Genomic DNA, 12,689 nt, shown 5'->3' on the forward strand with positions numbered 1-12,689 from the left:
CTGCAGGCCCTGGCCGACTGGGCACCGGGCGCAGGCCATGCCACGCTGGCAGCCACCTGCAAGGCCTTGGCCGATGCCGCGGTGGCCGGCCTGGCTTGCACCCTGCCGGGTCCCACGGGCGAGCGCAACCAGTACACACTGGCGCCCCGCGCCCGCACGCTCTGCCTGGCCGACAACGACAGCGATCGCCTGATCCAGCTGGCGGCGGTGTTGGCGGTCGGGGGCAGCGCGGTGTGGCCGGCGGCCGAAGCCAGCGCCCTGCATGCCCGGCTGCCCGCCAGCGTGCAAACACGCGTGGCCTTGGTGAACGACTGGCGCAGTCCCGGCGTGGCGCTGGACGCCGTGCTGCACCAGGGGAGCGCCGAAGCACTGGCGGCACTGTGCCAGCAGATGGCACAGCGGCCGGGCCCCATCGTGGGCATTACCACGCTGGCAGCGGGAACCACGGTGGTGCCGCTGGAGCGGCTGGTGATTGAACGCGCCCTGAGCGTGAACACCGCAGCGGCGGGCGGCAATGCCAGCCTGATGACCATGGCCTGACGCGCGGCAAAGGGGCCCATGGTCAAAATGGCCTCCAGAGCATGATCGACTAGGGCATATTGCTATAAATTTAATAGCAATCGATTGTCAGCCGCTAATGGCCACGCGCGGTCGAAGCCCGCGGTGCGCGGGCTGCCGGCCTACCGCTGCGGCACAGGCTCATCCTGCGGATGCGCCAGCCCTCGCATGATCTGAACGACCTGTGGCTGGTCCACCAGCACGCACGGTTTGCCCGTGCGCTTGCAGTGGTCCTGCACCCGCCAATAGTCGTCATGGCCGACGCAGCCGGTCTGGCAGATGACGAAGTCGGCGGCGATCAGGCTGGCTTCCAGCGCCGCATTTCCGCCGGACAATGCGGCGGCGCTTTCTTCCACCGCCGCTTCCGGCTTGCGGCCCACCGGCTGCGCGATCAGGCTGCCCGCGGCATCCGGCGCAATGCAGACCACGGACCGCATGGCCCCTGGCGGGGCCGATAGCGTTTCACTCGCCACCGCCCGCAACGCCATGGCAGGCACAGGCATGGTGTGATGGGAGCGTGCGGCCCGCCACTGCCAGTGCAGCACCTCGCGCATCAGCTCATGAATGCGCTGCCCCAGGGCTTCGATCTGCCGGCCCATGGCGCGCCGCCGAGCCGGGCATTGGAGCGCAGCGGCGTTCCCTTCGGCGGCTTCCTCGCGGGCGAATGCCAGCGCCGTCTCGGCCACGATGGCCCGTGCCCGCAGGCGGATGGCCTGGGCCTGCAGACGCTCGATCTCGGTGGCCTGCATGGCCAGCAGGCGGCTGCAGCGAATCTGCGCCCGCCCATACCCGTCCAGAAGGACCCGGTGTTTCTCAATGAGATCTTCCAACGGCGTGGCGGTCATCTGCGCTCCCTTTTTCAAACCGATGCGGGACGAGCCCGATGTCCAGCGCGGCGCATCGGGCTGCGCCCCTGCTCGACCCGCAGTGAACTGCTGAGGTGCCGCTGCGATCGCGGCATATTTGATTGATAACCATTCTCATTTAATGATACACTGGCGTCAATCGTTGACCAGGGCCTTCGGTGGCTTCTTCTCAGAATCCACCGCCAAGCCCGGTCAGCCCCCAACCGGTTTCATCGTGGGGCGACTCCCGGACTCTCCGTCCGACGGGTCGTTTTTTGCCAGCCAACGGGCGTGCTCGCGTAGCCAGGCTTTTTTTGCGATGAATGCATCCGTTCGAACGAATGAACGGCGTCCTTTGCAGACTGCAAATGCCGCGCGGCCTTCACCGGCGTGTGAGCGCCTGCCGCCAGCATCATTCCCTCGCCCTTGCCGGCAGCCCTGGGGCCGGCGCCAGCCTCCATGGCCCCTGCGCCAGGGGCCATGGATCGTCGGCATCAACCGAACACGATCTCGAAATCGCTGTCCGATGCGCTGAGCTGGATCTGGCGGATCACGTGCGCGTCCACGGACGATTGCAGGAACTGCATGGCCAGGCGCGGCAGCAGGTTCTGCGTGATGATGCCGTCCACCATGCGCGCGCCGGATTCGACCTCGCTGCAACGCTGGCGAATCAGCTGCACCGCGGCCTCGTCGAACGTGAACTGCGCGTTGTGCCGCTCCAGGATGCGCGTCTGGATGCGCTGCAGCTGCAGGCGGATGATCTGGTCCAGCATCGCGTCGGAGATGGGGAAGTACGGCACCACCACCAGCCGGCCCAGTAGCGCGGCCGGAAACTTTTCGAGCAGCGGCTGGCGCACGGCCTTGGCAAGCGCCTCGGGCGGCGGCACCAGATCGGGGTCGCGGCACATGCCGGCGATCAGTTCCGAACCCACGTTGGAGGTCAGGATGATCACCGTGTTCTTGAAGTCGATGTAGCGACCTTCCCCGTCTTCCATCCAACCCTTGTCGAACACCTGGAAGAACAGCTCGTGCACGTCGGGGTGGGCCTTCTCGATCTCATCGAGCAGCACCACGCTGTAGGGGCGGCGGCGCACGGCCTCGGTCAGCACACCGCCTTCGCCGTAGCCCACGTAGCCGGGCGGCGCCCCCTTCAGGGTCGAGACCGTGTGCGCTTCCTGGAACTCGCTCATGTTGATGGTGATGAGGTTCTGCTCGCCACCATACAGCGCCTCGGCGAGCGAAAGCGCGGTCTCGGTCTTGCCGACGCCCGACGGACCTGCCAGCAGGAACACGCCGATGGGCTTGCCCGGGTTGTCCAGCTGCGCGCGGGCGGTCTGGATGCGCCGCGTGATGGCCTCCAGGCCGTGCCGCTGGCCGATCACCCGCTTTTCCAGCGTGTCCGCCAGGGTGAGCACCGATTTGACTTCGTCGCGCACCATGCGGCCCACCGGAATGCCGGTCCACTCCGCCACCACGGCGGCCACCACGCTGGCATCGACCACGGGCTGCAGCAGTGGGTCCTCGCCCTGCATGCGCAGCAGTTCACCGCGCAGGCCGCTCAACTGGTGGACAGCCGCGGGGTCCGCCCCATCGCCCTGCGCTGGCGCAGGTGCCGAATCGGCCGGCCCCTGCGCATCGGCGGGTGCCACGGTGCCGCCCTGCGCGGCGCTTTCGGCGGGCGGCGCAGCTTGTGCCGCGGCCTCCTTGGCCACGCGGCGGGACAGCACGGCAGCCTCCGCGTCCACGATCTGCTGCACCATGGCCTTTTCGCTTTCGAAGCGGGCCTTGAGCACCTCATGCTCCGCCTCCAGCCGCGCCAGCGACGCATTGATTTCATCGAAGCGTTCGGTCTCGCCCACGCCCAGGTCCAGTTCGCGCTGCACGATGTCCTTTTCGACCGCCAGCGACTCCAGTTGCCGGATCACGGCCTCCAGGCGCGCCGGGGTGGCATGCAGGCCCATCGCCACGCGCGAGCAGGCGGTGTCCAGCAGGCTCACCGCCTTGTCGGGCAATTGCCGCGAGGGAATGTAGCGGTGCGACAAGCTGACCGCGGCGGCCACCGCGTCGTCGCCGATGCGCACGCGGTGGTGGCCTTCCAGCTTGGCGGCCACGCCACGCAGCATGAGCACGGCCTTGGCTTCGTCCGGCTCGTGGATCTGCACGAGCTGGAAGCGCCGGGTGAGCGCCGGGTCTTTCTCGATGTACTTTTTGTACTCGGCCCAGGTGGTGGCGCCGATGGTGCGCAGCACGCCGCGCGCAAGCGCCGGCTTGAGCAGGTTGGCCGCATCGCCCGTGCCGGCCTGCCCCCCCGCGCCGATCAGCGTATGGACCTCGTCAATGAAGAGCACGATGGGCGCCGTGCTGGCCTGCACCTCGTCCAGCAGGGCCCGCAGGCGGTTCTCGAACTCGCCCTTCATGCTGGCGCCGGCCTGCAGCAGGCCGATGTCCACGACGCGCAGCTGCACGTCCTTGAGCGGCGGCGGTACATCGCCCGCCGCGATGCGCAGCGCCAGGCCTTCGACCACGGCCGTCTTGCCCACGCCAGCCTCACCGACGAGGATCGGGTTGTTCTGGCGGCGGCGCATCAGGATGTCGACCATCTGGCGGACTTCTTCGTCGCGCCCGGTGACGGGGTCCAGCTCTTGCTGGCGCGCGCGCTCGGTCAGATCGACCGTGTATTTCTGCAACGCCTCGCCACGCCCCGTGCCGGCCGGGCCTGTGGCACCACTGGCCTCGCCGGGCACGCCCGAGAGGCCGGAACCGTCTGCCGCGCCCAGGCGCGATTCCGGCGAATCGGGCAGCAGCCGCGCGAACGCGTCGCTCAAGGCCGGCTCCGTCAAGCGGCCCAGTTCGCTGGAGATGGCCCGCAATTCATTGGCCAGGGCACGCGTGCGCACCATGCCGGAGAGCCAGTAGGCACTGCGGATCTGGGACTCGCCGAACATCAGCGTGGCATAGACCCAGCCGCGCTCGATGGCGGTCTCGATCTGGGCCGAGAAATCGCTGATCGAGGTGGCCCCGCGAGGAAGACGGTCCAGGCTCTGCAGCACGTCGGCCGCGAGCTTTTCGGCATCGATCTCGAAGTGCCGGAACACGCGCACCAGATCGGAATCGGTTTCCTGCAGCAGTTGGTGCAGCCAGTGCACCAGCTCGACATACGGGTTGCCGCGCAGCTTGCAGAACACCGTAGCGCTTTCCAGCGACTTGAACAGCAGGGGATTCAATTTTCCGAAAAGGGCTTGCCGGCTAATTTCAGACATGGGACCTCGGTGAGTCAGTTTTTAAAAAGGGAGCGCATCAGGCGTGCGCGGATGTGGGTGGCGAGGTGGCGCGGCGGGCAGCGCCCTTGCGCAGGGTCAGCCAGTGCTCGGGGTCCAGGCGGAAGTCGTCCGGATCGCGGGTGGCGGGCGCCGACAGGGACCATGTCGTCCACCCCAGCCGCGTGGCGCCGCCGAGCTGGCAGGGGGGCACGTCTTCGCGGCGCAGCACCAGCTCGAAGTCCCACGCGAACTCGATACCCAGGTAGTTGCGCACCCAGTCCACCAGCGCCTGGAAGTCTTCGCCTGAAGGCAGGAAGCGTTCGTACTGCGCCAGCGTGAGCGGCCCGATCCGCAACCGGAATTTGCTCTGTGCATCGGGCACCCGGCTTCCGACCACGGTGTCCACGCCCAGTTGTGAATTGCAGGCATTGCGCGACAGCCGCGTCTGCTGGCGGGGTTCGAGTTCCAGGTAGTGCAGCGCGTATTCGATCAACTCCACCGGCACGCCGAAATACAGGCGAATGGCCGCCGTCAGGCCTTCCGGGTTGCGCGTCCAGCGGGTGAGGTGGCCCGCCATGTACTGCTTGGCGTGGTCCGGCACCGCGTCGCGGGACCGCTGTGTGGGCTCGCCCAGCCCCACCAGGCTGCGCACGTGCCGGCCGAAGGAATCGTCGCCCGCCCGGTCCAGCGAGGTGGTCGGCTGCGGGTCCGACCAGGCCCGAAAGAACAACAGCAAGAGCCGGTGGTGGAAGATGTCCGAGAAGCGCGCCAGCGTCGGGTCGTCGTACTGCCTCAGGCGCTCGCGCACGTATTCCGTGAGGTGTGTGGGCATCGGCCCGTTGGGCCCGTAGAGCCCGAAATTCCACACCATCAGCCGCTCTGGCTGGCCCGCCACAGCGGGCAGGACCTCCGCGAGGGTCGCCGGCGCAAAGGCCAGAGACGGGTCCTGGCCCAGGCGCAGGGACTCGCCCTGGGGCCGCAGTGCCCGGCCGAACCGGGGAAACTCGGGCTGGCGGGCCTGCAGCAGCCGCAACGTGAAGAACAGATCGAATTCGTGCGGGTTATCTTTCAGCTTCTGCCAAAAGAGCGCCACCCCGGCCTCGCTCGCCGGCCGTGCAATCCGCGCCTGCCGGGCGTCGCCCGCGTCGAGCGTGGGCAAACGGCTCATGTGCAGGGCCTTTGGCCAGGCCGCACGCGCCACTGCGCGATGCGGCCGCGCTGGCGCGAATCGAGGGCCAGTTCGGTGTAGCTGTTCACTCCCACGTGCCGCGCGAAGAAGCGCTCCAGGACGGCCATCAGCGGCCAGGGGCTGACACCGGCCAGGGAGCTTTCGTCCACGCCGACCGAGACCCCCACGCCACGGCCATAGACCAGTTGCCCATGCTGAGGCAGGCGGCGGGTGATGGCGGAAATGCCCACGCCCTTGATGCTGGAGACCTGGCCGGACAGGTCCTTGTCGCCCAGGTCGAGGTACAGCCGCAGCAGATCGCGCAGCGTGGCCGCGCCCTCTTCTTCCGACAGGTCGGTCATCGCCAGGTAGTTCAGGGACAGGTGCGAGATGAGGCGCCAGGTGATCTCGTTCTCGGCCACGCTGGACGTGGGCCGCGTGGGGCCCGCGACAGTGCGAACGCGGTCCACCGGCACGGATTCCACCGTGGTGAAGTCGCCCTCGCTGCTGCGCCCGCCCATCAGCAACGGCAGGTCGCGGTTGGTGCACAGGGTGCGCACGCTCAGCTGCTTGAGATCGTCCGAAAACGGGGCTTCCCGCTGATCCACGAGGGAGATGAACACCTCGCTGCCCAGGTACTGTGTTCGGGGGCCGAAGCGCGCCGCATGCTCCGAAAACAGGCGAGGCTCCCTGCGCGCGGCAAAGTAGGCCTGGTCGCTGGACCGGATGCCATGGATGGAAGAAAACAACGGCACGAACTCGCGGTCGTTGAGCTGACCCTCGCGGTGGCCGGTCACGCCCAGAACGCTGTAGACCTCGAAATCGCGAGGGCGGGTGCGATCGGGCACCACGTGGTATTCGTTGACGTTCGGCGCCACATGGATGCGGTCGGCCGGGCGTTCGAACAGGTTGATCGCGGGCACGCAGTGCAGCAGGAACTTGTGCCGATCCACCTGGGCTTCCAGCGCAGGCTGGGCACGGCGCAGCAGCAAGGTGATCGCAACGGCCTTGGTCTCGGCCTTGGCCAGTGCGGTTTGCAGCCCGCGAATCGAGAAGAACCGGAACCGCGCCGGGAACGCGAAATACTCATGGAGCAGCCGGTGCCCCTGGAAGCTGCGGTGCGAGTACGGCAGCAGGGCCTGCGACTGCTCGTAGCCTTCTGCCTGCAGGGCGTCGGCCGGCAGGTGGGCCCAGACCCGCGAGGGGTCCTGCGCATCGTGCACCACGATGCCGATCAGCGACTCGTGGATCAGCTCCTGCAGATGCGATGCCACCGCATCGCCTGCCGAGATGTGCACCTCCAGCCGGTCCAGGCGCAGGTCGCAAAACCGCAGCGCTCCACGGGTGGACAAGTCGATGCGCAGGTGTGCCGCTGGCTCTTCGGGCAGGCGCAGCCGCGACAGCGGCAGATCCAGCGGCGGGCCGCCGAGACGGGCCTGGGTGAGATCGATTGGCCACAAAGTAAGCTCGTGCCCGGTGCGGAAGTCGCACGGCGTCTGCTCCTCCGCCGTCTTGCGCGCCCTCAGCACGCTGCCCACCGGCAGCGTGTAGCCATCGGCCAGGCTCCCTTCGCTCGCGCTGGGGTCCATCTGCACCACCACCATCGACGGCGTGGGGGCCAGATAGTGCGGGCAAACCATTTCCAGAATGCGCTGGGAGAGCCGGGGAAACTCCGCATCCATCTTCATCTGGATGCGGGCGGTCAGGAAGCTGAACCCCTCCAGCAGGCGCTCCACATAAGGGTCGGCCACCTCCAGTTCGCGCAGCGACAGGCGCCCCGCCACCTTGGGAAAGGCGGCCGCGAATTCGGCACCCAGTTCCCGCAGATAGCTGAGTTCTCGGTTGTAGTACTCGACCAGGCGAGGATTCATCGGGACATGCCCTCCGGCACATGGAGGACCGGTCGGATGGCGCAAATATGCATGGCCTGGATCACTTCACCGTAAATCAGAGACGACCACCTGCCCGGTTTCCAGGTCCAGGCTGGTCTTGAGCAGCAATTCCATCGGATAAGGCGCGGACCAGAACTGGCAGCGGATTTCGAACTGCAGCGTGTTGTGGTGGCTGAACAGCTTGCTGGAGGGGGCCAGGGCCACCGTCAGCGTGTCGCGAAGGATGCGGGGCTCGTGGGCCAGGATGGACTTGCGGATGGCTTTCTCGATGTCCTTCCAGTCCAGCTCGGACAGCAACTGGCCTGCCAGTGGCGTCATGCCGAAGTTGATCACCGACCGTTCTGCCTCGGGAAGGCCTTCGAAGTCGATGTGCGAGGTCGCATCCGAAGCGTTGAGCAACCAGTTCAGATCCCGCAACAAGGCCTGGCGCAGGCGGGCCTCGGTGACATAGACGGCATCGGCACGCTCGGTGCGCTTGCTGGGCTCGTGGTCCGTCAGGCGGTCCAGCAGGGCCGGCTGCAGGCGGTCCTTTCCGTTGCCGAAGTTGTCATTGGGGCGCGTGGTCGCCATGGATCGGATCAGCCCTGGGTCGATTCGGCCGTGAACTTGATGCGGCGCACGTCCAGCAGCGCATGGTCTGCCTGCTCGGAAATCCACACGCGCTGGCCGAGGCCAGCCACCTGTTCCTGCCCCAGATCGCTCCACTCGGTGGTGCGGGACAAGCGCACGCCATCGAACGCCACGCTTTCCGAGCCCGGGTACCGGGTGGGAATGAAGCCGAGCATCTGCCCGCCGTTGACCAGCGTCACCTCGCAGGCTGACCAGACCAGATCGCGCAAGTCCTGCGGTTTTTCGAAGTTGATCTGCTGGATCGCGGTGAAAGGAACCCAGTAGTACCCGCCGTTGGCATACAACTCGCAGACCGGGCCCAGCCGCGCATCGGAATCCGCCAGCCACTCGAAGGGGGTTCCGTCCAGTTCACCCGGCGAAGCAGGCGCCTCGTCGAAGGCACTGCTGCGCAATTCGGCGGCCTTTTCGGCCTGCCCGTCCGCCGCGCACTGGAGCGCCTCGACCATCCAGCCCAGCCAGGCCGGTGGGTCCCCCAGAATCTGCGGCGTGCGCCGGCCGGCGAACACGTCCCGCCGAGCCACTTCGCAAAGAATCACCTCGCGATAGGCCTTGGCCATCGGCGCCGTCTTGCTGTCCAGTTGCGCGCAGATCTGCAACTGGTCGAGCGCCTTCTGCCACTCGCCGAACAGCACCAGCATCTGGAAGTAGTAAACGCGCAGAGACGCATCCGCCGGATCCTTGCGAATCGCCTCCTTCAAAGAACTTAGCTGCGTATCCAACGGAAGCTTGGAATCAAAGATCATGGGATGGGTGGGACCTTGGAACGAAAGGGGGCATGAAGACAGCGCCGCCGATGCACCCTCCCTGCAGGATGCCAGCGCAAGACCAAGGCAGATGCCATGACAGGCACCCCTTGGTTTGCGCCCTTCGAAAGTCAGCGCTGCGATGGTTCGACAGGCGAGGGAGTCATGACCCCCGACGCCTGCCCTCTACAGCGCTGGATCAGTTGCCGGCTTGCTTGACCGACGGCAGCTTGGAAACCAGGCGCAGCGAAACGGTCAGGCCTTCGAGCTGATAGTGCGGGCGCAGGAAGAACTTGGAGGTGTAGTACCCCGGGTTGCCCTCAACCTCTTCCACTTGCACTTCGGCAGCCGCCAGCGGCTTGCGGGCCTTGGTTTCCTGCGAAGAATTGGCGGGATCGCCATCGACGTAATTCATGATCCAGTCGTTCAGCCACAGCTCCATGTCGGAACGCTCCTTGAACGAGCCGATCTTGTCGCGCACGATGCACTTGAGGTAGTGCGCAAAGCGGCAGCAGGCGAACATGTAGGGCAGGCGCGCGGACAGATTGGCATTGGCCGTGGCATCGGCGTCGTAGTACTCGGCCGGCTTGTTCAGCGACTGCGCACCGATGAATGCGGCCACATCGGAGTTCTTGCGGTGCACCAGGGGCATGAAGCCGTTCTTGGCGAGTTCCGCTTCGCGGCGGTCGCTGATGGCGATTTCGGTCGGGCACTTCATGTCCACGCCACCATCATCCGTCGGGAAGGTGTGGGCAGGCAGGTTGTCCACCGCGCCGCCGGACTCGACTCCGCGGATGGATGTGCACCAGCCGTAGTACTTGAACGAGCGGTTGATGTTCACGGCCATCGCATAGGCCGAGTTGGCCCAGCAATACTTGCTGTGATCGCCGCTGGCTGTTTCCTCTTCGAAATCGAATTCGTCCACCGGGTTGGTCTTGGCGCCGTACGGAAGCCGCGCCAGGAAACGCGGCATGGCCAAGCCGATGTATTTCGAATCATCGGACTCGCGCAGGCTGCGCCAGGCGGCGTACTCGGTGTTGGTGAAGATCTTCGTCAGGTCGCGGGGATTGGCCAGTTCCTGCCAGGATTCCATCTGCATCATGGCGGGCGAGGCGCCGGAAATGAAGGGGCAATGCGCCGCGGCAGACACCTTGGCCAGTTCGCCCAGCAATTCCACATCGGTCGGGCTGTGGTCGAAGTGGTAGTCGCCCACCAGGCAGCCGAAGGGCTCGCCACCGAACTGACCGTACTCCTCTTCGTACACCTTCTTGAAGATGGGACTCTGATCCCAGCCCACCCCCTTGTAGCGCCGCATGTTGCGATGCAGTTCCTTCTTGGAGATGTTCATCACGCGGATCTTGAGCATCTCGTCCACTTCGGTGTTGTGGACCAGATGGTGCAGACCGCGCCATGCCCCTTCCAGTTGCTGGAATTCGCTGTGGTGAATGATCTGGTTCACCTGTTCGGACAGCTTGCGGTCGATTTCCGCAATGATCGCCTGCACCGTTTGATAGGCGTCATCCGACAGCGTGGCGGAGGCCGCCAGGGCCTGCTGGGCCAAGGTCTGTACCGCGGCTTCGACGGCCTCGCGTGCCTGATCGGTCTTGGGCTTGAATTCTTTTTGCAGCAACGACGCGAATTCGTTGCCTTCGAGTGTCTGGGCGGCTGGTGCCGCTTCCATTTGGCGTGCGTTCATGGTCGGGTCACTCCTCGCTTATTTCACGTCCGTCGATGGTTCAGCGCTGTCGGCCGGCTTGGGCATGGCAGCGAGCGATTTGAGCAATGCCGGATCCTTCAAGACCTTGCTGATCAATTCTTCGGCCCCTTGCTTGCCGTCCATGTACGAAAGCAGGTTGTGCAACTGAGTGCGAGCCTCCAGCATGGAGTTGAGTGCACCGACCTTGCGGGCGATGGCCGCGGGCGAAAAATCCTCCATGCTGTCGAACGTGAGCTCGATGTGCAGGCGGCCATCGCCAGTCAGGGTGTTGGGCACGTTGAAAGAGACGCGGGGCTTAATGGACTTCATCCGCGCATCGAAATTATCGATGTCGATTTCCAGGAATTTGCGGTCGGCAATCTCCGGCAAAGCTTCGACAGGCTTGCCGGACAAGTCGGCCATCACGCCCATCACAAACGGGATCTGCACTTTCTTTTCAGAGCCGTAGATTTCCACGTCGTATTCGATCTGGACCCGGGGCGCGCGATTGCGAGCGATGAATTTCTGACCACTCTTGCCCGTTTTGCTCAGTGTCATGATGTAACTTCTCTTTTCCTAGGATTTATAAAACGTGAGCGTAGGGTCTTGTGAAGGCATCGCAATTACAACGACTTCGCAACAACACCAACTTACAAATTCATAACAAAATGGAACGCCCATTTCTTTAGGCACGCCGCATCACCGTTCTTGGTCGGCTGGATCACCACCCCGCTACCGGAACATACCGCAGAGATGGTGCGCAGATTCAGGCTCAAACCCATGAATGGAACTTTGGACAGGCTGCAGTATCCGCACGACTCACCGTCCCGCAAGTATCTCCAGCCCTTCGCGCTTAGATGCTACAAAACGTTTACAGAGGGCTCTTCACGCCAGTGATATTTTCTACTTGGGCCACGCTGTCTGGAGACAGTTCACGAAGAATGTCAAGAAAGTCCAGGCCCATCAGTCGCACGGCCCTTCGGATCAGCAAGGGAGCAGGATTGGTGGGCTCCGTGCGTTCCAGAAATTCAGCAATCTCCATCAGGCGCGACACGGCATCGGACCGCGTGCGCAGCGCAAATCCCTGGTTGGATGCAGTAGCCAGAGGAGTTTCAACAGGTACGCCCCCCGCCTCTTCCACCGCGTCCGACACCGGCGCGGCAGCATCGGCATCCTTGGGAATCAGATCGCGAAGCACGCTGAACACGCCGCGAATCTGCTCCAGATCAGGTCGTTGATCCGCGTCGAGCCGATCACGGAAGATGGCTTGCATCGACTCGAAAGCCTCGCTGGCCACAACCCATGCGCGAAGCGTTTCGTTGCCCTGCCGCCACGCATCGAACACGGCGCCACGCAACTGATCCAGCGACATCTTGATGGTGCCGTCGGCTGCCGTGCCGCGTGCCAGTGCTTCCGCGTCCCGGACATTGATCGCACCCGCAGCAGACCGCAAGAAATCTTGTTGGCGAATATCCCGCAGTTGTCCGGTCACGTCGTTCAGCGAAGCCACCGCATTCATCCGCATGAAGTGATCGCCGTCTTCCGGCAGCGGATGGAGGTGATCCCAATGCTGGCTGAACATGGCCGACATCAACTGCACGCCCTGGGACATGCCGCGCACGCCCTGTGTGTTGGTCAAGGCATGGGACAGCTTCGCCACCACCCGGATGTCTTTGGTGCGGGACAGAAGCGCAGTGGAGCGTTTCTCCACTTCACGCCAGTCCGGCGGTTCCGCCGGGATCACGGTCTCGCCAAATTGCTGCTCCGGCTTGCCGTTCGCGGCGTTTTCCAAGGCGAGAAACTCGGCGTCGTACGTCAGATCCTCACCGCACGGTGGGGCATCGCTGGTGGGCGCCAGCAGGGCGTCAAGATCAATCATTCAAATACCTGTCTGTTC

General features: G+C 64.9%; 9 protein-coding genes and 1 pseudogene. 1 reads left to right on the plus strand and 9 read right to left on the minus strand.

Annotated features, from left to right (window positions below):
- Positions 1–540: pseudogene (locus AC27KI_RS03405) on the plus strand (trifunctional transcriptional regulator/proline dehydrogenase/L-glutamate gamma-semialdehyde dehydrogenase); the annotation flags it as partial.
- Between the two features lie 140 nt (positions 541–680).
- Here the strand turns inward: AC27KI_RS03405 and AC27KI_RS03410 are convergent.
- The 9 genes from AC27KI_RS03410 to tssA all read right to left on the minus strand — a co-directional run bounded on the left by AC27KI_RS03410 (position 681) and on the right by tssA (position 12,671).
- Positions 681–1,403 carry a DUF2325 domain-containing protein gene (locus AC27KI_RS03410; RefSeq protein WP_487088452.1) on the minus strand — a complete coding sequence of 241 codons (723 nt, stop codon included), beginning with the start codon at positions 1,401–1,403 and terminating at the stop codon, positions 681–683.
- A 494-nt stretch (positions 1,404–1,897) separates the two neighbouring features.
- Positions 1,898–4,663, minus strand: a complete 2,766-nt coding sequence (gene tssH, locus AC27KI_RS03415; protein ID WP_487088454.1) for a type VI secretion system ATPase TssH — start codon at positions 4,661–4,663, stop codon at positions 1,898–1,900.
- Positions 4,664–4,700: 37 nt separating this feature from the next.
- Entirely contained in the window at positions 4,701–5,831 is a 1,131-nt protein-coding gene (tssG, locus tag AC27KI_RS03420; RefSeq protein ID WP_487088456.1) for a type VI secretion system baseplate subunit TssG, read from the minus strand.
- A complete protein-coding gene (tssF, locus tag AC27KI_RS03425) occupies positions 5,828–7,702 on the minus strand; it encodes a type VI secretion system baseplate subunit TssF (RefSeq protein ID WP_487088458.1) in 1,875 nt (624 codons plus the stop codon). Before tssF ends, tssG begins: the two co-directional genes overlap by 4 nt.
- A gap of 66 nt (positions 7,703–7,768) precedes the next feature.
- Positions 7,769–8,293, minus strand: a complete 525-nt coding sequence (gene tssE, locus AC27KI_RS03430; protein ID WP_272552281.1) for a type VI secretion system baseplate subunit TssE — start codon at positions 8,291–8,293, stop codon at positions 7,769–7,771.
- A gap of 8 nt (positions 8,294–8,301) precedes the next feature.
- Entirely contained in the window at positions 8,302–9,096 is a 795-nt protein-coding gene (locus AC27KI_RS03435) for a type VI secretion system accessory protein TagJ (RefSeq protein ID WP_487088460.1), read from the minus strand.
- 199 nt (positions 9,097–9,295) lie between these two features.
- The gene (tssC, locus tag AC27KI_RS03440) at positions 9,296–10,792 is read right to left on the minus strand and encodes a type VI secretion system contractile sheath large subunit (RefSeq protein WP_272563858.1); all 1,497 of its coding nucleotides are present in this window, start codon (positions 10,790–10,792) and stop codon (positions 9,296–9,298) included.
- Between the two features lie 18 nt (positions 10,793–10,810).
- Positions 10,811–11,350 carry a type VI secretion system contractile sheath small subunit gene (tssB, locus tag AC27KI_RS03445; protein ID WP_272563859.1) on the minus strand — a complete coding sequence of 180 codons (540 nt, stop codon included), beginning with the start codon at positions 11,348–11,350 and terminating at the stop codon, positions 10,811–10,813.
- A gap of 313 nt (positions 11,351–11,663) precedes the next feature.
- Entirely contained in the window at positions 11,664–12,671 is a 1,008-nt protein-coding gene (gene tssA / locus AC27KI_RS03450) for a type VI secretion system protein TssA (RefSeq protein ID WP_487088463.1), read from the minus strand.
- Between the last annotated feature and the right edge of the window lie 18 nt (positions 12,672–12,689).

Source organism: Acidovorax sp. KPB24-03 (assembly GCF_057546605.1).